Below are 20824 nucleotides of genomic sequence, written 5' to 3'. Positions count from 1 at the left end.
TATTACTTTACAATACCGATGTCAACCACAGTCCTTGACAGTGTACAATAACTATTCAAATATCATAAGGTGAGTCCTACCATATATTTATAGTAATACAATATTAGATCAGGTATAATGAAATAAAGAATTATTATGGTTGGAAAAAATATCAATAAAATTAGTTTTATTTCCCTATTATTAAAGTATCGGAATGCTGTCTTAAGTATGTAATGGTGGTGCTATAACATGAATCAACTTAATGCTAACAAAGTTAATTCAATAGATGTGTCTAAACTCCTACAGTTGTCAGTCACAGACAGTGTTTCGTTTGGAAAATACTTTCCATCTGCTGTCTTATTTCTTGCTGATCAACAAGGAGAGATAATTACCATTAGAGAAATTGGTGGTTTAAAGACCGATATGATCGAAGTGTTGTACCAATTAAAAGATAGTATGCTAGAAAATGAATTTCCATTTGATTTAAACGGATGCCGTGCGGATATAATTAGTGTTTCATTACCAGAAAAGGCTTGGGACGGTTACCTTGGAATGATTGCAAGTATTGGCGAATCGGACCAAGACATTTCGATAAAAAGTTTCCTTGAAGGTTTCCGTAATGCATTATATTTATCTTCCTATTTGCAGAATTATCAACATGAAAAGACCGAGAGTGGTATGAATGAAGACGCAACTGCACTGCAAAACATTCTAAAAAAGTCGAACTACGATATAAGCATGTCGACTATTGCTAACTCCTTATTAGAGCTAATTCGAACATCATTTGATCAAATTGTAAAAGATGTGCTTCTTTTTGAAAGAATGGATGATGAACTATTAAGTTTAGTTGTTTCAACTCAAAATCAAACAAAACCAAGCACTAAACAATGCTACTTACACAAAAACTCAATTCAAAAAGAATGGGGTATTTATACATATACAGAAATGACCGATAATCTGTGGATGTCGTGTGACTTTCACTACGACAAAGCTATAATTGTTCCTACCTGTACTGAAACGGCCAATCCAGTGGCCGTTCTTGTCATCTTGTTGAGAGATCAACTAGAAGAAGAGAATAACTATGAAGAGTTTAAGAGCTTTCTTCAAGAAGTAAAACCGATCTTATTACAAGCACATAAAAACGAAAGAGCAAGTGTTGAACTAAAGAGGAAGGCACTCTTGCTTCAAGTTACAAAAAAATTTCATTCATCAATGGATGTAGGAGATGTATTAGGCGAAATGATTTATGCGGTGGAAGAAATGTATCCATCGTTTTCAGTAGACTTATTATTATCTAGAGACTGGAAAGTAAGTGAAGATCTTCCTGTGAAGCAGTTTAATTATGGCATTGAATCGTATGGTGTTGGAGAAACTGCATTTTTAACAGGAGATATTCAAATTGAAGACGTAATTAAAGATCAATGTTCGAGACTTTATGCACCGTTACGAGGAAAACAGGGTGTATACGGTGTAATGCAAATACAAACGACCAACTCAATAGTATTTCCTAAGCATGAAATAGAATTTATTGAAACGTTAGCTGATATAGGTGGAAATGCATTAGAAAATGCAGAGTTGTATCAGCAATCACAACAACTAATTAATGACTTGCAATTAATCAACCAAACGTCTCATCAACTAAATTCAAACTTGCGGTTATCAGATACGATCCGCTTCATGACAGACCAAATTCTCCAATCATTTAGTGCTGAACAAGTCGGCTATATCATGTTCACTAGCGGGGAATTAAATGTATTAGAAGGAAGCACTGAATTTTATTTTACAGAAAAAGCTCAAGTTCCTTTAGCGACGTTAAGCCAAAAAATTAAGGTAGAGAAAGAATCGTTATTTGTAGGAGATGCAAAAGCTGATGGTATTTATGAAATTGACCCCTATCAGTCCTTGTTAGCTGTTCCGATGGTTCAAAGCGGAGAGTTAAAAGGAATGGTCGTTGTTCTTCATAAAAACCCGTATCACTTCACGTTTGAAAACTTCAAGTTGTTACAATCACTTATTCATCATTCGACGTTAGCATTTACGAATTCAATTTTACATGAAGAATTGGAGCGTCTCGTCATTACGGATCATTTAACTCGGTTGTATTCTCGTAATTATCTTGATCAAAAAATCCAAGAATCGATGTTGAGTGATGCATACGGCTGTTTTGTATTAATTGATATTGATAACTTCAAAATGATTAATGACACGTACGGACATCAAGTCGGTGATGATATCATAATTCAAGTAGCAAATATAATGAAGAAGAATATTCGCGATAACGATATTGCAGCTAGATGGGGTGGGGAAGAGTTAGCTATTTACTTGCCAAAAGTTCAGTTGGAAACAGGTAAAAAGATAGCGGAGCGAATTGTAAAAAATGTTGCAATTGAAACGAGCCCTAGAGTTACCATCTCATGCGGGATATCCTTTTGGGATCAAACTGAGGAGAAAAAATCACTTAAATTATTATTTAACATGGCAGATGAATGTCTGTATATCGCTAAAAAGTCAGGGAAAAATCAAGTCATTGACCAATCCCATCTTTGAAAATATATCATTGGAGGCTAACATGAAGTTAGTCTCTTTTTTTTATTCAAACTCCAGGTGTAGTATACGGAAGTTTATGTGTTAATGCGACTTTATCATCTCAAAAAGAACGTTCTCTAGTATAATTCGACGGTTTGTATAACATGGATCAATTCCCTAAACTCGGAAATCATTTCATTATAGCAGATCATGTAGAAACATTCTTCTGGTTTGTCGAGAGGTTTACGAAGGGCATCCACAAAGGATCAAGAAATATACTAGTACATAGTTTTTAAGGGGGAACGGACAATGATAAACGAAAAAGAAAGTACCAAACTTAAAATTATGGATGCGGCTATTTCTTTATTTAATGTACAAGGATTTAATGGTACATCGGTTCGAATGATTGCTGACCGCGCTAACGTTAATGTTGCGTTGATCTCATATTACTTTGGAAACAAAAAGGGTTTACTAGAAGAATTAATGGCTACTTTTTTCGAAGGGTTTAATTCTGCTTTAGAAGAGGGTGTTCAATTACTAAACAAAAGGCCCACCAGAGATTGTTTGTTAATTGCATTAGAAAATGCGCTTGTATATCAACAAGAAAACCATCATTTGGCTCGTTTTGTGCACCGGGAAATCACATTAGATACAACGCTCGTGCGTGAAGTGATGAGTACCTATTTAATGAAAGAAAAACATATGTACTATCAAATGATTAAGAATGGTATGGACCGTCAAGAGTTTAAGAGACAACCGATCGATTTTATAATTATCCAATTAAGAGGAATGTTGATCATGCCGTTTTTACATCCGCAATACATTCGTGAAGTTCACCATTTAATTCCGCACGAGCGCTACTTTTTAAAACATTATATTAGTTATTTATCCATGTGGATGGATAGCTACTTAAGTCAGAAACCAAACCTCTTTGTAACAAAAGCATCAGGATAACGGTTCAGGAACACTTAATGTGGCGCCCGAATAAAGTTTTTCTATTCCTTGTGATAACCCCTTAACACTGTGAGCGTCTGAGCCATAGATAAGGGGTATTTTTCTTTCTAATGCTCCTTTTATAACACTTTCAGGAGGGTACGGTTCACCACATAAAGGTTTAACGACACCTGCGCTATTATAGTCCAATGCCATTTCTTTTTCTTTTATAGAGTCTAACAATTGCGAGAAGACAGTATCATAGCTTTTAGTCGTAGGAAATTTTTGTTGAAACTTTTTAACTAGAGAAATATGGCCGATTCTTTTTGGTTTATAAGTTCCTAAGTTTGCATCAATTGACTTTTGTACAGTTGTAAAGTATGCGTCATATATGGCTTCAACTGATCCAAAAACACTAATCATAGTTTTAAACATTTCGGGGCTGTAGTCTAGGCAAAAATAGCGGTTATTATGCTTTAAAAAATGGACAGATAAAATAGCATCGTCTAAATATGGACCTACTTCGTTTAAGATCTTTCGTGTTTGTTCTTCATACCCCTCAATAAAATCCACTTCGAGACCTAACAATATCGTTATTTCTCCTTTATATTTTTCTTTAAGTTGTTGAATTCCTTGAATGTATGGGGTGAGATTCTCCCACGTCATAGCACTATCTTTTTCAGGTACTGGATCTACAAAATCTAGTGGTAATGGAGCGTGCTCTGTAAATGTAATTCCCTTTATATTTAGCTCTATTGCTTTTTGAATATAACAATCTAACTGATCCTTAGAACCATGGGGACAAAAAGGTGTATGAACATGTCCATCGTGTATTATCATGAAAAACACTCCTTTTCTTTAATTTTTCCTAAAAAAGTCAACCCAAATCCTTTGTTACATGGTATCATAATATGTATCAGAATCTATCAGAAAACATAAAAATCTGTTGAAATATAGAATACTTTTAAATACGGATAATAAATACATAGCATTTACGACTTGTTAGGACGGAAGGGAGACCCTCGAATGGTTTATTTATATATAACAATTGCTGTTGTCATACTGTTTTTTGGATACGGAGCTTGGACGAGGAAAAGTATATACAAACAGGTGGACCAATTAGAAGATTGGAAAATGGATATTATGAATAGGCCGATAACTGACGAAATTGCGAAAGTTAAAGGGCTGACGATGTCGGGAGAAACAGAACAAAAGTTTGAAACGTGGCGTAAAGAGTGGGATGGCGTAGTCGATGTTGTCCTTCCTGATATAGAAGAAGATTTGTTTGATGTTGAAGAATTAGCGAATAAATATCGTTTTAAAAAGGCTAAAGAAAAGAATAAACTCATTGAAGAACGTTTGATGGAAGTAGAAGACCAATTAAAAGGAATGTTAGACGATATTGATGTACTAGTACAAAGCGCAGAACAAAACCGTACGGAAATTGGTGACATAAAAAAGCTATACCAAGACTTAAAAAAACACTTTTCTACACATCGTTCTTCATTCGGTAAAGCTACTGACCTCATTGAAAAAAGAATTGAGGGTATTTACGAAAAGTTTTCTTTATTTGATGAAGCAACTAAATCCGGTAACTATATCCAAGCACGTGAAGTGCTCGTTTTAATAAACGAAGAGATTGAAAAGGAAACTTCTGTAATGGATTCTATTCCTAAATATTTGGTTCAGTTACAAACGAATATACCAAGTGAATTGAAAAACCTATACTTTGGACTGAAGGATATGGAGGAAGCTGGATTTAACCTAGAACACTTTAGTTTTGAAAAAGATATAGAAACGATTAAAGAAACGAGTGAAGCACTAATCTCTTCTGTTCATAAATTAGAGTTAGAAGGTATGGAAGAAAAATTATCTGAACTAAATGAAAAAGTGGATGCGATCTACGAAGCACTAGAGACTGAAGCAGTATGCAAACAGAAAGTCCAAACGTATTTGGATCAAATCGCGGACAAGTTTATTCAAACAGACGAAAAAATAGAAGAATTAAATGAGGATGCGCAACTAGTGCAACAAAGTTATCGTGTCGCTGAAGAAGATTTGAAAAACCACCAAAAAATTAATAAACAATTAAAAGAGTTAACTACGCAACTGAGCGTAATAGAGGATGCAACGATTAATAATACGCAATCTTTTACGACACTGCAAAAAATGGTGGAGGACTTCAATAGTGAATATGAAAAGTTAGAAGAAGCCCTTGAGACGTCTCGCGGTGCCTTAGATACACTTCGTAAAGATGAATTGAAAGCAAAAGAAACTTTAAAAGAGTTGAAGTATAAATTATTAGAAGGTAAGCGAATTGTTCAAAAAAGCAATATTCCTGGTTTGCCGTCTTATATCAATAGCGAAATGGAAGATGGGGAAGAAAAACTTTTAGCCGCTATTCAAAAGTTAGAAGAAATACCATTAGATATGGCTGGAGTTATACATATTGTGGAACAAGCTGCAATTGCTGTTAATAATGTTTATACTCTAATTGAGGAGACGGTCGAAAAATCGCAATTAGCTGAACGATTAATACAATATGGAAACCGCTATCGCAGAAAGTCAGATGAGACGAGTATGCAACTTAGTGAAGCTGAAATGGCTTTTAGAAGTTTTTATTATGATGATGCAATTGAACTTGCATCAACTGCTATTCAAAAGTATGAACCAAACATTCTTGAAAAGCTTTCTGAAAAAGAAGAGAAGAATACGGTGTCTGTATAATAATTAATAGAATAGGGAGGGTTAATATGAAAAAGTTCATTTTACTCACAGTCGTATCGTTAGTATGTATTGGAGTTTGGACGACTGTTGTATTTACTCTCCTTTATTCATCTTCAACATCAGAAGAGCTAAACCATGTAGATCCTCAAGTTGAGTATAAACCGCTGTTAATAGATGAAGAACAACAATCTCAAATTCATGTAGTAGGAGAGACTAGTCTACACATAGAAAACGGAATTACTTTGCAAAAGGCAAAAGAACTAGCGCCACATCTAGTAATTTCTGTTGATGAGTTACTTGAAATAATTAATGAATAAGAGGCTGACATTTTAAATGTCAGCCTCTTATTTTTCGAATGATCTACCTAGCATTAGGGTAGCTAGAACTTTCGTTGGTAGGATTTCTTTTCGTAATTCCGTAAAGATAACCAATAACTCCACCAATTATTGCAGGTATTAGCCAGCCTACGCCTTCTGCAAACAGAGGAATGTAACTGTATAGGGAATTAATAAAACTTAACTGTAATGACGTTACATTTAAACCATCCACAATACTAATGACACCTGCACCAATTAATGCCCCGCCGTACACTTGTGGCATTCCTTTAAATGCTTTGTGTAAAAACGATAGAACAATTAAAACAATCGCAATTGGATAAATCGCAATTAAAACTGGTAATGAGAATGAAATCAGCTGTGCTAATCCCATGTTTGCCATAGTTAAACTAAAAACACAAAGAATGGCAACGATAATAGGGTAAGACAATTTTGGCATCAATTTAACGAAATATTCACCACAAGCGGATACTAGTCCTACTGATGTTGTTAAACAAGCAACTGTGATGACTACTGCTAATAACACAGTTCCAAGAAGACCATATAATTCGTTTGCTGTTCCAGAAAGTATAGCTCCACCATTGTCTAACATGCCAAGAGTCGAAACGCTACTTGCGCCTAGATATGCTAAAGCTAAATAGACGAGTGCTAATCCAATTCCTGCAATTAACCCAGCTTTGATAGTTATAGAGGTAATGACATTTTTATCGGTAACTCCACGCTCGGTAATACGTGAGACAATAACAATTCCAAATACGAGAGCTGCAATTGTATCCATTGTTAAGTATCCATCAAGAAAACCTTTAAAAAATGGGGCTGCTTCATACTCTGGTGCAACACCTTCAATTGAACCAAGTGGTGTTACAACCCCTTTTACTGCAAGTAGGGTAATAATCAATAACAAGATAGGAGTCAAAAGTTTACCCACTCGATCAACAAGTTTAGTTGGGTTAAGTGCTAACCAAAACGTTAGTCCGAAAAAGATAACTGTATATAAAAATAAGGGCATGCTAGAAGTTAAAAACGATGGGCTTAAAAATGGAACTGCTCCAATTTCATAAGCTACTGTTCCTGTTCTAGGAATACCGAAAAAAGGACCAATAGCTAAATACATCGTTAATGTAAAAATGACGCCAAAGAGTGGATGGACTCGGTTCGAAAGAGATTGTAAATTTCCTCCTGCTCGAGCTATCGCAATAATTGCAAGAAGTGGTAAACCCACTCCAGTAATTAAAAATCCAAGTGTACTTACCCACACATTTTCTCCTGCTGCTTGACCCATAGCTGGCGGGAAAATTAAGTTTCCGGCACCTAAAAATAACGCGAACGTCATTAAGCCTAGGGCAACCGTTTCTTTTGTTGAAAGTGTATTCATATCGTTTACCTCCGATGAAAACGTTTTCTTTATATCTGTAACCATACTATCATAATTTTTTAAAAATTATATCAGCCTAAAACAAGATCCAAAATTAAAATTATTCTCTAATTTCAAAAAAAGTGTGTATCGCACTATTTTTTATAGGTTGATATTAACGGATTAACGGACAATACTCTTATTTTGATGAAAGACCTATTATTATTAAGGGCCAAATAGAAACAAGCATTAGCCTAAATAGCCCTTAACGTATATCTAGAAGGGACCACTCATTCGCCGATAAGCAGGCACCTTTCGCTTTTCTTATTACCATTTTGGTTTTTATGTGTTATGATAATTAGTTGTAAAATGAAGTTGATTAGAAGGGGTAATTGTGTATGATTTATTTAGACAACAGTGCTACAACTAAACCCTATAAAGAAGTTCTGGAGACGTATTTAACTGTTTCTGAACAATATTTTGGTAATCCATCTTCTCTTCATACACTAGGATTAGAAGCAGAGAAAGTGTTAACACGTTCTCGAGAAGTAATAGCCAAGTTGTTAGGTGTTAAAGCTAAAGAAGTTATTTTTACTTCTGGGGGGACAGAAGGAAATAATTTAGCTATAAAAGGGGTCTCTTTAGAGCACCTTTCTAGAGGGAAACATATCATTACATCGGTAGTAGAGCACGCATCAACGTATGAAACCTTTGCCGAATTAGAAAATCAAGGCTTTGATGTGACGTATTTACCCGTCAATCCAACAGGACTTGTTTCGGTTGACGATCTTAAAAAAGCTATTCGTTCTGATACGATTTTAGTATCCCTTATTCATGTCAACAATGAAACAGGGGCTGTTCAGCCAATTCAAGAAATTGGGGAAGTACTTAAAGACTACCCTAAAGTATTATTTCATGTCGATCATGTACAAGGAATCACTAAAGTTCCAGTCCATTTAAAAAAACATCATATTGATCTTTGTACGATATCGGGACATAAATTTCATGGGGTAAAAGGAACTGGAGCATTATATGTAAGAGAGGGAATTACTTTAAGTCCAATGTTGCATGGTGGTGTCCAAGAAGCGAGGTTAAGAGCAGGAACAGAAAATGTACCAGGTATTGCTGCTTTAGCAAAAGCTCTTCGAATGACGATGGACAAGTCAGAAAAAGGAAAATCAAACCTAATTCGACTTCAGGAAAAAGCCATTGCCGGCTTAAAAGAGATTGATGGTATTATTCTTAATAGTCAATCAGGTAAAGGGCATGCTCCTCATATTGTGAATTTCTCGATTCCTGGTGCAAAACCAGAAGTAGTGATACAGTCGTTATCCCATCAACAAATATATGTATCCACTAAATCTGCATGTTCGTCAAAATTATCTTCACCAAGTCGAATTTTATTAGAAATGGGCTTAGGTCATAAACGAGCCGAAAGTGCAATTCGCATAAGTTTTTCCTATGAAACGCAAGTTGAAGAAATTGATACATTTATTCAAGTGATGAAAAAAGAAGTACCCAAATTATTACAAGTAATGAGGTAGAAGAAAATGAAATATGATCATATATTAGTTCGTGTCGGAGAATTAGCATTAAAAGGAAAAAACCGTTCAGTATTTGAAAAAGCTCTAGCAAGTAATATCAATGTTGTTTTAAAGGGCTATGATGTAAAAGTCCATAGAATGTTTGGAAGAATTATGATTGAATTGCATGATGCACGTGAAGAAGAAATTATTGAGAAATTAAAAGATGTATTTGGTATTCATTCTTTTAGCCTAGCTTTAAAAGTCGAAAACGAATTAGAAGCGATTCAAAAAGGTGCACTTGCTGCACTAATGGATAGTAGAAATCAACCCGTTCGTACCTTTAAAGTAACGGCTAAGCGACCGAACAAAAATTTTCCCATTGATTCACAATCGTTAAATCCTTTGGTCGGTGGATATGTACTACAAAATACGGAGGATATAACGGTTAACGTTCATAAACCAGATGTAGAAATAAGAGTCGAAGTTCGTGAAACGGCAACTTATATCACATGTGGAAATATTCCTGGGGCTGGCGGGCTGCCGGTTGGTACAGGTGGAAAAGTGATGCTCATGTTATCTGGTGGTATTGATAGCCCAGTCGCTGGTTATTTAACAATGAAACGTGGGGTCAAAATTAACGCTATTCATTTCCACAGTCCCCCGTATACAAATGAACGAGCTAAAGAAAAAGTAAAAGAACTTGTCAGGATTTTAACGAAATACTGTGGAACGATTCAATTGCACCTTGTCCCATTTACAGAAATGCAAACGACCATCCATGAAAAAGTTCCTGGTGATTATGCGATGACGATTATGAGAAGAATGATGATGCGCATCAGTGAAAAGATTGCAGATAATCAAAAACAAACAGCGTTAGCTATTGCTACAGGCGAAAGCTTAGGACAAGTGGCGAGTCAAACGCTCCATAGTATGAATGCAATTAATGAAGTGACGAATATGCCGATCATACGTCCATTAGTTACGATGGATAAGTTAGAAGTTATTGAAATCGCAAAAAAAATTGGTACGTACGAAACGTCAATCTTACCTTATGAAGATTGCTGTACCATTTTCTTACCTCCTAATTCTAAGACAAGACCTAGAAGAGAATTAGCGAATAAATTTGAAGGTAACTTTGACTTCACATCGTTAGTTGATAAAGCAGTTGCTGAAACAGAAGTTGTTACTATTCGTAATCAACCAACTAAAGAAGAACAGGCTGTGGACGATTTATTTTAAATAGACATATAAGTGCTAATAAAAAGACCGCCGAATGGCGGTCTTTTCGTGGTTTTATATGCGTTGTTGCTTATGGATCATACCTGTCCTTTATTTAACTAAAAGAAATTGTCAAGTTAAATGTAACAATTACCAGTGAGAAATTTGCATTAAAACACCTCGTCTGACACAGTCTATAGTTAACAAAGGAGGTGAGACACATGGCAAACAACAACAGCTCAAACCAATTAGTAGTACCTGGAGTACAACAAGCATTAGACCAAATGAAATACGAAATCGCTTCTGAGTTCGGTGTTCAACTTGGTCCAGATGCAACTGCTCGTGCTAACGGTTCTGTCGGTGGTGAAATCACTAAACGTTTAGTTCAAATGGCAGAACAACAAATGGGTGGTTATCAACAACAATAATCTAAATTACCATTTATATCATGGCTGATGAGGGTACGGTTTATTCCGTACCCTCTATTTTTTATTTTAAAAAAATATTCAAAAAAATAGTCGAATTCTGATATAATGAAATTGTCCGATACTTTTGATGAGGGGGAAACTACATGAAACGCGAAGATTTAATTGCTCCAGAGTATTACAATTTATCACAAGAAGTAGAGAAATTTGCGCAGAATGAGGACTTATTAGCAATCAAATGGTTAAGCGAAGAAGGGGAAACGCGTAATGTTTCTTATGCAGAATTAGTAAAGAATGTAAATAAGATTGCAAACGCTTTCCTTAGCCAAGGGTTAAAACAAGGGGATCGAGTACTGTTACTTCTTCCGAGATTACCAGAGGCTTATTTTACTTATCTGGCTTGTTTAAAAGCAGGCTTAGTTATTATTCCATGTTCAGAAATGCTGCGTGCGAAAGATTTAATCTACCGTATTAATCATGCGGAAGCAAAGGCAGTTATAGCATATTATCAGTTCACTACTGAAGTGAACCTTATTCAAGTAGAAATGCCATCATTAACTCATAAGTTTGTCGTTGGTGCAGAAGAAGAAGGCTGGACATCTCTTGATGCATTAGCTGCAGATGCAAGTGATGTTTATGAAGGCGCTAAAACAAAACGTGATGAAATGGCATTCTTACCATATACTTCTGGTACAACTGGAAACCCTAAAGCGGTTGTGCATACACACGGTTGGGCTTTCGCACACTTACAAACAGCATCTAAAAAATGGTTAGGTGTTCAAGAAGGAGATGCGGTTTGGGCAACGGCTGCACCAGGGTGGCAAAAATGGATTTGGAGTCCATTCTTATCGACAATTGGTATGGGAGCAACGGCTTTTGTATACCACGGTAAATTTAGTCCAAATACATTCTTACAATTACTTCAAGACCATGAAATCAACGTATTATGTTGTACACCAACTGAGTACCGCTTAATGGCAAAAGTAGATAACATTGAACAGTATTCTTTACCAGCTTTACGCAGTACCGTATCGGCTGGTGAGCCATTAAACCGTCAAGTTATCGATACATTTAAGAAACACTTTAATGTAGAAGTTCGTGATGGGTATGGTCAAACAGAAAACACATTATTAGTTGGTACTTTAATGGGAATGGAAATTAAACCAGGCTCAATGGGTAAACCAACACCAGGAAACCAAGTTGAAGTCATTGACGAAGATGGAAACCCTGTACAAACTGGTGAAGTAGGAGATATCGCAGTACACCGCAGTACACCAGCTTTATTTACTGAGTATTATAAAGATCCTGAGCGTACAGCAATGGCGTTCCGTGGCGATTGGTATATTACAGGTGACCAAGCGAAAAAAGATGAAGATGGTTACTTCTGGTTTGAAGGTCGTAGCGATGATATCATCATTAGTTCAGGTTATACAATTGGGCCATTTGAAGTTGAAGATGCTTTAACTAAGCATTCTGCAGTTAAGGAATGTGCGGTTGTAGGAAGCCCTGACGAAATTCGTGGAAGCGTAGTAAAAGCATTCATCGTTCTTAGAAACCCTGAAGACGAAAAAGATGAAAATTTAATCGCTAGTTTACAGGATCACGTTAAAACGTTAACAGCTCCTTATAAGTATCCAAGACGTATTGAGTTTGTTCAAGACTTACCTAAAACAACTTCAGGAAAAATTCGTCGTGTTGAGTTACGTCAACGTGAAAAAGAAATGCACGCTTAATATTTAAAATATTAATTGAGCGAGCGCTCGTTTATTAAAAGGTAGGAGACCTGTCTCCTACCTTTTGTTTCATTAAGAAAGTGAAAAATTGTGAGCAGAGAAGTTTATTCGACGTACTGAACAATTTTAAGATAGAAGACAAGTGCAACGACGTCTCTGTTATTGGCCTAATGACTCGCTAATCGGTGAGTTTTCTTTAACGTAAAAGAGCGTTGGTCTGCCCCTTGCATTTTATGTTCAGTTTTGTGAAGATGTTGGAAGTGACATGATAGAGAAAGTGAGTGATACGATGGCAACGTTATGGTTTGGTGGTACTTTCTATACGATGGAAAAGGAAGGGGAAAGAGTAAAAGCGGTTGTAACGAAAAACGGAATTATTAAAGCGCTTGGAAATGTTTCTGAATTGGAACAAACTTTTGGAAGTCAAATTACTGAGAAGGTGAATATTAAAGGTGGATTTGCATATCCAGGTTTCGTTGATAGCCATTTACATATGATTGGACACGGGGAACGCTTAATTCGTCTTGATTTATCCGAAGTCGATTCTGCAATGAGGATGAAAGAGTTATTAATCGAAAAAGTGAAAGAGGCAGAAGCAGGTGACTGGATCATTGGAGAAGGCTGGAATGAAAATAACTTTTCTGACCGAAAAATCTTTCATTTTAATGAGTTAGATGAAATTGCACCAGAGCATCCGATGTTACTCAAAAGAATTTGTCGCCACGCTTTATTAGCCAATAGTAAAGCGATGGAACTTGCTAATGTTCAAATAGAAACTCCTGATCCACAAGGTGGTGTGATTGTTCGTGATAATGATGGTCAACCAACAGGCTATTTTCTTGATGAAGCACAAGAATTAATAAAACAAGCTGTACCTGAAGACAGTAGGAAATATTTACATAAAGCACTAACGAAATCGGTGGATGACATGCTTTCACTTGGATTAGTTGGCGGACATACAGAAGACTTATCCTATTACGGTTCTCCAGACCGACCACTTCAAGCTTTTCAAGAAGTAATTGATGGACAGAAAAGGAAGTTTAGAGCCCATTTACTCGTACATCATCAAGTAGCCAAAACGGTTGAACAAGAATTTGCAAAGAAATTCTCTAATCATCCATATATTGAATTAGGCGCTGTAAAAATCTTCGCTGACGGAGCTTTGGGTGGAAGAACAGCATTACTAAGCTCACCATACAATGATGCACCTGATACGAATGGGGTAGCCATCCACCCCGAAGAAGAACTTGGGGAGATCGTTAAGTTCGCAAGGTCTATAAAGAAACCTGTTGCGATTCATACGATTGGTGATTTAGCGGTTGAGTTTGCATTAAATGCGTTAGAAAAATATCCGCTTATTGGTGAGTTGCCAGACCGATTAATCCATGTACAAGTGTTAAGACCAGAGCTAGTACATCGTATGAAAAAGCTGCCGCTTATATTAGACATTCAACCATCATTCGTTGCTACCGACTTCCCATGGGTAGAAGAAAGGCTTGGATACGAAAGATTACCTTTAGCTTTTGCCTGGAAATCATTATTAGATTATGGATTCGTATGTGCTGGGGGATCAGATGCACCGATTGAAAGTGTAAATCCATTAGTAGGAATTCATGCTGCAGTAACAAGAAGAAAGCTATCTGAGGACCACGAAGGATACTTGCCAGACCAAAAGTTATCCATGTTTGAAGCGATACAGTTATATACATCGGGAAGTGCTGCAGCAATCAACAAACAAGATCGATTTGGACTCATTAAAGAAGGATTTGCAGCCGATTTTACAATCTTAGAAAAAGACCTTTTTGAGTTAAAAGGAAATGATATTATCAAAGCAAATCCAATCATGACCGTCGTTGATGAAACTGTCATGTATGAACAATAATAAGACTAGAATATATGAACAAATAAAAGGCTGACGCAATGTCAGCCTCATTGGATTAAAAATAGGGAACTCACAAGCCCTTATTTCCTTCAAAAGCGGTTCTTTTTGAAGTTTGAAGCATTGTGAGGCTCTTATTTGTTGATTTTCGTGTTGTTTCATAAAGAATCATTGCAAATAAGGGCTTCTGAGTGCTCTAAAACCTTAAAAGTAGTGGTTTTCATTAAAATAAGGTCCACTCAGTGCCCTAATTACTTAAAGCAATTTTGTTCAACCCACGATCTCGGTGGATAGCTCCTACATTTATGCCTGTAAACGGCATCTTCCGCATTCTTTTGTATCATCTAGAGAAATTTGCGTTGAACTTTTTGCCAAAATGAATTGTTTTTTAATTTCAGAACTTTAATTTGACGTGGTGACACTTTAATTTGTAATTGTTTCGCGTGACGAATGCTCATTGCTTCGTTATCTAAACCAATAATCGGATAATCATTTCCGTCTTGAACAATTTCAAGCTTTAACGTTCTCGTATCACTCAATAAAAATGAAGTTCCGAGTGTTCGGTAATCGTTATTGTTAATAGAAGCAATTTCACTTACTTGCATGGAAGGTAAACGAGGATCTACGACGGCGCCGCGAACCGACTTATTATAGCCCGTGCTACCTGTAGGAGTTGAAACGACTATTCCATCACCGCGAAAGGTTTCAAAGTGCTCGTTATCAATAAGAACGTCGATCACTAATGTTTTGATGACATTAGAGCGAATACTGCATTCATTAATACAATAGTATGGCGTCTCCTCGTCAATTTTTACTTCAATGGTTGAATATTTTCTTACTTCAACTTGTTCATCTTTCATCGAAGCCATCATTTTATCTACTTCTTGGATCGTAAAGTCTGTGTAAAAGCCAATATCCTCAGTGTTAACACCAACGTATAAACAATCTTCTCGAAAGTTTGTTTTTCGAAGAGCTTGTAAAAATGCATTGTCTCCGCCGATAGAAACAATGATGTTGGCTTTGTCCACTTCATTAACGGTTTCAAAATCGTGTTGATGAGCTAAATCATGTAATTCAGAAATTTTTTCCTCCATTTCTGGTGTTCGTTTATAAAAGAAAAAAAGATTTTTACGATTGGGCATAATATGTAACTTCCTTTCAAAAATAGGCTACCTTCTTATGGTACATTATTTTTTTCATACGTAGTATTGTCAACTCTTTAAATGTACATGCGTTTCATAATTTCAAACAATATGCTAAAATTTAACAATGTATTAAAGTATAGGAGTGTATATTAATTATGAGTAAAAAAAGATGGCTTGCGCTATTAGCAGTTGTGGTCCTATTCATCCTTTCCACTACGATTAATTTTAGGACTGCAACTACAACAACGAATTGGGATGAAGTTTTTTCTGGTGTGGACCGTAAATGGGTAGAACGAACAATACGTGAAGGGGAAAGAAAAGAAAAGATTGTTGTGTTGGATGTAAGTGGAGTCATTCAAGACCAAGAAGATAGCTCATTACTATTTCAAACACCTGGGTACCGACATCGAACCTTTTTACAAATGCTTGAGCATGCTGGAAAAGATCCAGATGTAGAAGGAATTATTATTCGAGTGAATTCACCAGGTGGCGGAGTCGTTGAAAGTGCTGAGGTCTATGACAAAATCCGCAGTATTCAAGAGGAATACTTTAAGAAAGTATACGTTTCAATGGGCAGTATGGCCGCTTCTGGTGGATATTACATAGCAGCTCCGGCTGATAAAATCTTTGCAAATACATCAACAATTACAGGATCTTTAGGAGTTATTATGCAGTCGTACAATGTTTCCGAGTTAGCGGAACAGATTGGTATTAAAGAACAGACCATTAAAAGCGGTGAATTTAAAGATATTATGTCACCGACTAGAGATATGACTGGAGATGAAAGAGAAATCCTTCAATCGATTATTGATGATGCTTATAATGAATTTGTGCAGGTAATCGTAGAAGGAAGAGGTCTACCGGAGGATGAGGTTAGAAACATTGCTGATGGTCGAATTTATAGCGGTTCTCAGGCAAAACAACTCAATTTAGTTGATGAAATTGGAAGCTATGAAGAAACTGTAGATGCATTAATTGAAGATTTAGGTTTTGGGAACTTACGAGTGATTCGTTATGAGACATCTGTAGGTTTTAATGATTTACTGCAATTATCAGCACAAAAGTTATCGACTGATCAAGGTGATTTACTTGGATTGCAGCAATTATTACGACAAACCAATTCCCCGTCCTTAATGTATTTATATACGAAGTAGGAGAAGGTTTATGGAAAATAATTTTACCGAATTACAAGAAGAAAAAGTCGAAGTGACCGATAACCATGCACAAAAAGATTACCGTTATGCCGGGTTTTGGATGCGATTATGGGCATTTTTATTAGACGGCATTATCATTTTTAGCATTAACGGAATTTTAGTTACACCCGTTTTAAGATGGTTAGACCTTACACAGGAAACGATTTGGTTTTTCTCAGTGGCAGGAGCGTTAACGACGCTAATCGGATTTATATATTTTACGCTGTTGACCAAGTGGTTTTCACAAACATTAGGTAAACAAGTATTTGGTATAAAAGTAGTCCAAACCAATGGTGAAGCTCTTTCCTGGAAAACAGCTGTGTTCCGCGAAGTAATCGGCAGATATTTGCATCATCCTTTTTTACCTTTGAAAATGCTTTATTTAATTATTCCTTTTTCACAAAGAAAACAAGGCTTGCATGATCGAATTGCCGACACCTATGTCATACACGAAGAAAGATAACCTGTCATTTGACAGGTTTATTTTTTTTACATTGGTCAATAATGGAAAAGGTTACGACTTAATATAATCTTAAAATGAAATGGTGATTAGAATGAATACCATCATTCTCGTTATATTAATAATTTTTCTGCTCTTATTTATTATTTCTATAACAAAATTAACGATCTTTATCAGCTATTATCATAATGGCGACGACGATGAATTAATGGTTCGCGTTCGCATGTGGAAAGTTCTCTCTTATACGTTTAAAGCACCATTAATCAAAATTGATAAAGACTCTCCATCATTAATTGTGGAAGAAGAACAGGAAATCGGTGGAATAGAAGATGAGAAAAAAGTAAAAATAACATTTGAAAGGATTATGAGAGAACTTGAAAGGGTTAAAGATTTTTTACAGCATGTCGTCGGGTTCCATAAAATTGTACGTCGCTTTTTGAAACGTGTATCTGTTAAGGATATAAGATGGACGACAAATATAGGTGTATCTGATGCTGCTTTAACAGGCTTCCTTTCAGGAATGGCCTGGTCTGTAAAAGGTGGACTCGTCGGCTTAATTGCTAATTACACAAGAATGAGAAATATGCCGAAGTTAACGATTACCCCCCATTTTCAACAGACGCTATCTCAAACGGATTTTAAATGTATAATTTCTTTTAGAATCGGACATTCTATCATCGCGGGTCTTCTTGTATTAAGGCACTGGAAAAGGAGACCAGCATCACTGAAACCAAGTGAGGAAAAAGCATAGCTCAATTACAACTACATAATTCAAAACTTAAGATATAAAAGGTTGATAATTGGGGACAATAGAAATATAACAAAAATGACAGGAGGTAATTATTATGTCAGATCATCCTATTCAAGGCTTAATGAAAACAGCTATGGAAAATTTAAAAGAAATGGTTGATGTAAATACAATTGTAGGTGACCCAGTTGAAACTCCTGATGGAAGTGTTATTATGCCAATTTCGAAAGTAGGCTTCGGGTTTGCTGCGGGTGGTAGTGAGTTCGTAGTTGACCATAAAACAGCGACAGGTACAACTGAAACACTACATCCTTTTGGTGGAGGTAGCGGGGGCGGTGTTTCCATTACCCCAATCGCTTTCTTAGTTGTTAGTTCAACTGGTGTTAAAATGGTTCATCTAGACAGTAGTACGCACTTATATGAAAAGCTTCTTGATTTTGCACCACAAGTAGTTGAAAAAATTCAACAAATGGTAAACAGCAGTAGTGGCGGGAACCAAAATCAAGATGAAACAAAAATTACAACGACAACTTCAACAACTTCTACATTAGAAGATATTGATCCAGATCGTTTAACTTAAAAAGAGTTAGTAACGAGGGGTACGTTGTGACCTCTCGTTTTTTGGTGGAGTCAATATTCACTTAAAAATGAATTTTTAGGATTAGCTTTTTTTGTAGGGCTCTTGAAGCAGGGATTAAGACAAACGTGTAGAAATACAAATAGGTTGAAAATATTGCTAAAAAAAATTATGATTAACACTGTACATATGTTAATAACTAAGGGAGGAAAATTTATTATGGCAAACGTAACATTTAAAGGTAACCCAGTAACATTAGTAGGTAACGAAGTAAACGTTGGGGATACGGCACCAGATTTCACAGTACTTGCTAACGACTTATCTCCGGTAACATTAGCAGACAGCAAAGGGAAAGTCCGTTTAATCAGTGTAGTACCATCTGTTGACACTGGAGTTTGTGATCAACAAACACGTCGATTTAATGAAGAAGCAGCGGGTCTAGGTGATGTACAAGTTTTAACAGTAAGTGTTGACCTACCTTTCGCTCAAAAACGCTGGTGCGCTGCAGCAGGTATTGAAAACCTTCAAACGGTTTCTGACCACCGTGACTTATCTTTCGGTAAAGCATACGGTGTTGCAATCGAAGAGCTTCGTTTATTAGCTCGCGCAGTGTTTGTCATTGATGCTAACGATAAAGTAACATATGTAGAATATGTTTCAGAAGCAACAAACCATCCAAACTACGAAGCAGCAATCGAAGCTGTAAAAGCAGCTCAATAATAACACATAAAGCAGAAGAGGCTGAGTTCATCAGCCTCTTTTTTGCTGTAAGCGACGGAACTAGCTTACACCGAACTTATTTTGTTCTATGGAATGAAAAGAAAGTTCAATTATAAAATCTCTTTTTAGAAAATAATCCCGTACAATATTAAAAAATCCTCCACAAAAGGTTTATTATTTGAATGTTTTTGCTAGAATATACGAATGGGCAAAAAATAGAACGGGGGAGAAATCATGTTAGAAGCAAAAACTAATTTAGAAAAACTATTCGTGGTTATAGATGAGAGTGCGGAATTATTAAAAGAAGAGCTTGACGTTACTTACTTAGAAGCTTTAGCGGAAGCTGGAGAAAATCTATTTCAAGGTGAAGTCGTGCAAGAACTCACTTCTTCTACGAAAAAGCAATTAAAGCAACGTTTAGAACAAGTCGATGTAGAATCATTACATAAGGAAGAGGTGCGAAAAGCACTACAGTTAGCGGTCCTAAAAGGTATGAAAGAAGCGACCCAACCAAATCATGCTCTTACGCCGGATACCGTAGCCGTTTTTATCAGTTATTTAGTGAACAAAGTGACGAGCAAAATGAAAGAAGTTACAATAGGCGACCCAGCTGTGGGTACAGGAAACCTACTAACGGCTGTTATGAATGGGCTTCCTAAGCAGTCGAAAAGCTACGGATTAGAAGCGGATGAAACACTATTACATTTAGCGTTTGTCAGTGCGAATTTACAACAACAAGAAATTGAACTGTACCACCAAGATAGTATTCGCCCGTTAAGCTTAGCGCCTGTAGATGTAATGATATCGGATTTACCAGTAGGGTATTATCCAAACGAAGACATTGCAGCTGATTATGAGTTGAAGGCAAAAGAAGGCCGGTCGTTCGTTCACCACTTAATGATTGAAAAATCACTAGAGTTGACAAGAGAAGATGGCTATCTCATCTTTCTGGTTCCTAACTTCTTATTTGAAAGTGATCAATCACCGGCACTTAATGCTTACTTAAAAGAAAAATCAATCATCTTAGGCTTATTACAATTGCCGCCGACGATGTTTAAAAACGCACAATCTGGAAAAAGCATTTTAATCCTGCAGAAAAAGGGGCCAAATGCAATTCAACCACGCCAAGCTTTACTCGCAGAAATGCCATCTTTTTCACGTCAAGACGCATTGGCAGATATGTTAAAGCAAATTGATCGTTGGTTTAAAGAGGAATTAAATCTGTCGTAAAATTTCCAAAATCGCTAGATACCCTAAAAAATAATAGATCGATGTAAAAAAATAATAGAGGCTCCTTGATATTTGATGTTCACGAAACCATGGGATTAGTTATTCATGGCTTTCAA

Annotated in this window: 18 protein-coding genes; 15 read left to right on the top strand and 3 right to left on the bottom strand. The window is 36.3% G+C overall.

Annotated features, from left to right (window positions below):
• Nucleotides 1-228: 228 nt before the first annotated feature.
• Together ACNSTQ_RS07215 and refZ are read left to right on the top strand one after the other, a co-directional pair.
• Nucleotides 229-2526, top strand: a complete 2298-nt coding sequence (locus ACNSTQ_RS07215) for a diguanylate cyclase domain-containing protein (protein WP_418199180.1) — start codon at nt 229-231, stop codon at nt 2524-2526.
• Nucleotides 2527-2814: 288 nt separating this feature from the next.
• Nucleotides 2815-3459, top strand: coding sequence for a forespore capture DNA-binding protein RefZ (gene refZ / locus ACNSTQ_RS07210; protein WP_418199179.1), 645 nt, complete (start codon nt 2815-2817; stop codon nt 3457-3459).
• Here refZ and hisJ read toward each other — a convergent pair.
• The gene (gene hisJ / locus ACNSTQ_RS07205) at nt 3451-4278 is read right to left on the bottom strand and encodes a histidinol-phosphatase HisJ (RefSeq protein WP_418199178.1); all 828 of its coding nucleotides are present in this window, start codon (nt 4276-4278) and stop codon (nt 3451-3453) included. The genes refZ and hisJ overlap by 9 nt on opposite strands.
• Nucleotides 4279-4464: 186 nt before the next feature.
• On the opposite strand from hisJ, the gene ezrA reads away from it, so the two are divergent.
• Both ezrA and ACNSTQ_RS07195 read left to right on the top strand, forming a co-directional pair.
• Nucleotides 4465-6165: a septation ring formation regulator EzrA gene (gene ezrA, locus ACNSTQ_RS07200; RefSeq protein WP_418199177.1), complete on the top strand. Its 1701-nt coding sequence runs from the start codon at nt 4465-4467 to the stop codon at nt 6163-6165.
• Between the two features lie 26 nt (nt 6166-6191).
• Nucleotides 6192-6482: a hypothetical protein gene (locus ACNSTQ_RS07195; RefSeq protein WP_418199176.1), complete on the top strand. Its 291-nt coding sequence runs from the start codon at nt 6192-6194 to the stop codon at nt 6480-6482.
• A 43-nt stretch (nt 6483-6525) separates the two neighbouring features.
• On the opposite strand, the gene brnQ is transcribed toward ACNSTQ_RS07195, so the two are convergent.
• A complete protein-coding gene (brnQ, locus tag ACNSTQ_RS07190) occupies nt 6526-7875 on the bottom strand; it encodes a branched-chain amino acid transport system II carrier protein (protein WP_418199175.1) in 1350 nt (449 codons plus the stop codon).
• 377 nt (nt 7876-8252) lie between these two features.
• Between brnQ and ACNSTQ_RS07185 the strand changes: the two genes are divergently transcribed.
• The 5 genes from ACNSTQ_RS07185 (at nt 8253) to ACNSTQ_RS07165 (ending at nt 14638) form a co-directional block, all read left to right on the top strand.
• Nucleotides 8253-9398, top strand: a complete 1146-nt coding sequence (locus tag ACNSTQ_RS07185; RefSeq protein WP_418199174.1) for a cysteine desulfurase family protein — start codon at nt 8253-8255, stop codon at nt 9396-9398.
• 6 nt (nt 9399-9404) lie between these two features.
• Entirely contained in the window at nt 9405-10619 is a 1215-nt protein-coding gene (gene thiI / locus ACNSTQ_RS07180; protein WP_418199173.1) for a tRNA uracil 4-sulfurtransferase ThiI, read from the top strand.
• A 200-nt stretch (nt 10620-10819) separates the two neighbouring features.
• Entirely contained in the window at nt 10820-11026 is a 207-nt protein-coding gene (locus ACNSTQ_RS07175; protein WP_275120490.1) for an alpha/beta-type small acid-soluble spore protein, read from the top strand.
• Nucleotides 11027-11169: 143 nt separating this feature from the next.
• Complete coding sequence (mbcS, locus tag ACNSTQ_RS07170) at nt 11170-12756, top strand: acyl-CoA synthetase MbcS (protein WP_418199172.1); 1587 nt, start codon at nt 11170-11172, stop codon at nt 12754-12756.
• A 265-nt stretch (nt 12757-13021) separates the two neighbouring features.
• Nucleotides 13022-14638, top strand: coding sequence for an amidohydrolase (locus ACNSTQ_RS07165; protein ID WP_418199171.1), 1617 nt, complete (start codon nt 13022-13024; stop codon nt 14636-14638).
• A 341-nt stretch (nt 14639-14979) separates the two neighbouring features.
• Here ACNSTQ_RS07165 and ACNSTQ_RS07160 read toward each other — a convergent pair whose 3' ends face one another.
• Entirely contained in the window at nt 14980-15777 is a 798-nt protein-coding gene (locus ACNSTQ_RS07160; RefSeq protein WP_418199170.1) for an NAD kinase, read from the bottom strand.
• A gap of 158 nt (nt 15778-15935) precedes the next feature.
• On the opposite strand from ACNSTQ_RS07160, the gene sppA reads away from it, so the two are divergent.
• The 6 genes from sppA (at nt 15936) to ACNSTQ_RS07130 (ending at nt 20708) form a co-directional block, all read left to right on the top strand.
• Nucleotides 15936-16934: a signal peptide peptidase SppA gene (sppA, locus tag ACNSTQ_RS07155; RefSeq protein WP_418199169.1), complete on the top strand. Its 999-nt coding sequence runs from the start codon at nt 15936-15938 to the stop codon at nt 16932-16934.
• Between the two features lie 10 nt (nt 16935-16944).
• Nucleotides 16945-17436, top strand: a complete 492-nt coding sequence (locus ACNSTQ_RS07150) for an RDD family protein (RefSeq protein WP_418199168.1) — start codon at nt 16945-16947, stop codon at nt 17434-17436.
• A gap of 91 nt (nt 17437-17527) precedes the next feature.
• On the top strand, nt 17528-18184 hold the full coding sequence (locus tag ACNSTQ_RS07145; RefSeq protein ID WP_418199167.1) for a DUF2953 domain-containing protein: 657 nt from the start codon (nt 17528-17530) through the stop codon (nt 18182-18184).
• Between the two features lie 94 nt (nt 18185-18278).
• Nucleotides 18279-18761, top strand: a complete 483-nt coding sequence (gene ytfJ, locus ACNSTQ_RS07140) for a GerW family sporulation protein (protein ID WP_418199166.1) — start codon at nt 18279-18281, stop codon at nt 18759-18761.
• Between the two features lie 216 nt (nt 18762-18977).
• A complete protein-coding gene (gene tpx / locus ACNSTQ_RS07135; RefSeq protein ID WP_418199165.1) occupies nt 18978-19478 on the top strand; it encodes a thiol peroxidase in 501 nt (166 codons plus the stop codon).
• A 234-nt stretch (nt 19479-19712) separates the two neighbouring features.
• Nucleotides 19713-20708, top strand: coding sequence for a class I SAM-dependent methyltransferase (locus ACNSTQ_RS07130; protein WP_418199164.1), 996 nt, complete (start codon nt 19713-19715; stop codon nt 20706-20708).
• Nucleotides 20709-20824: the final 116 nt, after the last annotated feature.

It is taken from the genome of Alkalihalobacterium sp. APHAB7 (assembly GCF_048323755.1).
In the GTDB taxonomy this organism is placed as follows: domain Bacteria; phylum Bacillota; class Bacilli; order Bacillales; family Bacillaceae_F; genus Alkalihalobacterium.
Note: the sequence above shows the minus strand (reverse complement) of the source record. Positions and strands in the feature narration are given on the sequence as shown.

Bases quoted from the DNA above. Each gene is read 5' to 3' on its own strand.
- ACNSTQ_RS07215 (WP_418199180.1), top strand. From the start codon at position 229: ATGAATCAACTTAATGCTAACAAAGTTAATTCAATAGATGTGTCTAAA.
- refZ (WP_418199179.1), top strand. From the start codon at position 2,815: ATGATAAACGAAAAAGAAAGTACCAAACTTAAAATTATGGATGCGGCT.
- hisJ (WP_418199178.1), bottom strand. From the start codon at position 4,278: ATGATAATACACGATGGACATGTTCATACACCTTTTTGTCCCCATGGT.
- ezrA (WP_418199177.1), top strand. From the start codon at position 4,465: ATGGTTTATTTATATATAACAATTGCTGTTGTCATACTGTTTTTTGGA.
- ACNSTQ_RS07195 (WP_418199176.1), top strand. From the start codon at position 6,192: ATGAAAAAGTTCATTTTACTCACAGTCGTATCGTTAGTATGTATTGGA.
- brnQ (WP_418199175.1), bottom strand. From the start codon at position 7,875: ATGAATACACTTTCAACAAAAGAAACGGTTGCCCTAGGCTTAATGACG.
- ACNSTQ_RS07185 (WP_418199174.1), top strand. From the start codon at position 8,253: ATGATTTATTTAGACAACAGTGCTACAACTAAACCCTATAAAGAAGTT.
- thiI (WP_418199173.1), top strand. From the start codon at position 9,405: ATGAAATATGATCATATATTAGTTCGTGTCGGAGAATTAGCATTAAAA.
- ACNSTQ_RS07175 (WP_275120490.1), top strand. From the start codon at position 10,820: ATGGCAAACAACAACAGCTCAAACCAATTAGTAGTACCTGGAGTACAA.
- mbcS (WP_418199172.1), top strand. From the start codon at position 11,170: ATGAAACGCGAAGATTTAATTGCTCCAGAGTATTACAATTTATCACAA.
- ACNSTQ_RS07165 (WP_418199171.1), top strand. From the start codon at position 13,022: ATGATAGAGAAAGTGAGTGATACGATGGCAACGTTATGGTTTGGTGGT.
- ACNSTQ_RS07160 (WP_418199170.1), bottom strand. From the start codon at position 15,777: ATGCCCAATCGTAAAAATCTTTTTTTCTTTTATAAACGAACACCAGAA.
- sppA (WP_418199169.1), top strand. From the start codon at position 15,936: ATGAGTAAAAAAAGATGGCTTGCGCTATTAGCAGTTGTGGTCCTATTC.
- ACNSTQ_RS07150 (WP_418199168.1), top strand. From the start codon at position 16,945: ATGGAAAATAATTTTACCGAATTACAAGAAGAAAAAGTCGAAGTGACC.
- ACNSTQ_RS07145 (WP_418199167.1), top strand. From the start codon at position 17,528: ATGAATACCATCATTCTCGTTATATTAATAATTTTTCTGCTCTTATTT.
- ytfJ (WP_418199166.1), top strand. From the start codon at position 18,279: ATGTCAGATCATCCTATTCAAGGCTTAATGAAAACAGCTATGGAAAAT.
- tpx (WP_418199165.1), top strand. From the start codon at position 18,978: ATGGCAAACGTAACATTTAAAGGTAACCCAGTAACATTAGTAGGTAAC.
- ACNSTQ_RS07130 (WP_418199164.1), top strand. From the start codon at position 19,713: ATGTTAGAAGCAAAAACTAATTTAGAAAAACTATTCGTGGTTATAGAT.